This is a genomic window from Methylobacterium tarhaniae (assembly GCF_001043955.1).
In the GTDB taxonomy this organism is placed as follows: Bacteria; Pseudomonadota; Alphaproteobacteria; order Rhizobiales; family Beijerinckiaceae; genus Methylobacterium; species Methylobacterium tarhaniae.
The window spans coordinates 1-1,230 of sequence record NZ_LABZ01000412.1; the positions used below are offsets into that span (position 1 = coordinate 1).

1 protein-coding gene is annotated in these 1,230 nt (G+C 65.9%); it reads left to right on the plus strand.

Annotated features, from left to right (window positions below):
- Positions 1 to 1,230 (plus strand): glycosyltransferase (locus tag VQ03_RS30340; RefSeq protein WP_048454659.1); only part of this gene is annotated, 1,230 nt, incomplete at both ends.

Below are 1,230 nucleotides of genomic sequence, written 5' to 3' on the forward strand. Positions count from 1 at the left end.
CCGCGGCGGAGGTCTCGCCGGCCGAGCTCAAGGCTGCGGCGAAGACGGGCGACTACACCGTCTGGCAGAGCCTGTACGACAAGACCGCCCTGGACATCATCGATCGTCGCACCGACGACCGCGAAGCGAGCTCCATCCGCTTCAGTGTCGTCGTGCTCGGCTTGCCGAGCCGAGCCGCCGCCTTGCAGCGCACCCTGGCCTCCCTGGCGGCTCAGCCCTACGACAATGTCGAGATCATTCTCGCCGACTCCGCCCCCGCGAGTTTCGCGCGGCTCCCGGCCGTGGTGCGCGCGAATGCGGGCAATCTCGGGGGACTGCTTGCAAAAGCTCGGGGCGAGTATGCGACCTTCGTCACGGCCGGTGACATCCTTGCACCCCACGCACTGCGAACGGCCGCCGCCTTCATCTGCGCGCATCCTGAGACGGGCCTCGTCTATTCCGACGAGGACCAGATCGATGCAGACGGCATCCGGACCGACCCGTACTTCAAGGGCGGGTGGGACCCGGACCTTGCCGGCGCCCAGGATTATTTCTGCCGCGCGGCCTTCGTGCGCGTCGCCGAAGCCCTCGACTGCGCGGGCAGCGAGCCTGCCGATCACTTCGGCCTCTACCGCACGCTGCTGCGGCACCGGACCGTCTACGGCCGGCCCGTCCTGCGCTGCCCCTTCGTCCTTTACCACCGGACAGCCGGAGCGACGGCGCACGACGACGACGAGGATCTGACGGCACGCGTCGTCGGCGATCTCCTCGCGACGGACAGCGCTGCGGATTGCCCATCCGTTTCACCGATGGGTCATGCCATGCGGCGCATCGTCTTTCCTGCTCCCCGCACGCCGCCGCTCGTGTCGGTCGTGATACCGACCCGGGACGGCGCCACCCTTCTGCGATCCTGCGTCAAGGGTTTGCTGCACCGGACACGTTATCCCGCGATCGAGGTCGTGATCGTCGACAACGGCAGCGTCGAGCTGGAAACCTTCGCTCTCTTCGACGAGCTGCGCCAGTTTGCGCAGGTGAAGATTGTTTCATTTCCGGGTGAGTTCAATTATTCGGCCATCAACAACTTCGGCGTGAAGCAATCATCCGGGTCGATGATCGTGCTGATGAACAACGACATCGAGATCAGCAGTGGCGACTGGCTCGATGCCATGGTTGCCCACGGGGTTCGGCCGGATGTCGGCGCGGTGGGTGCCAAGCTTCTCTATGCAGACGGCACCATCCAGCACGCGGGGG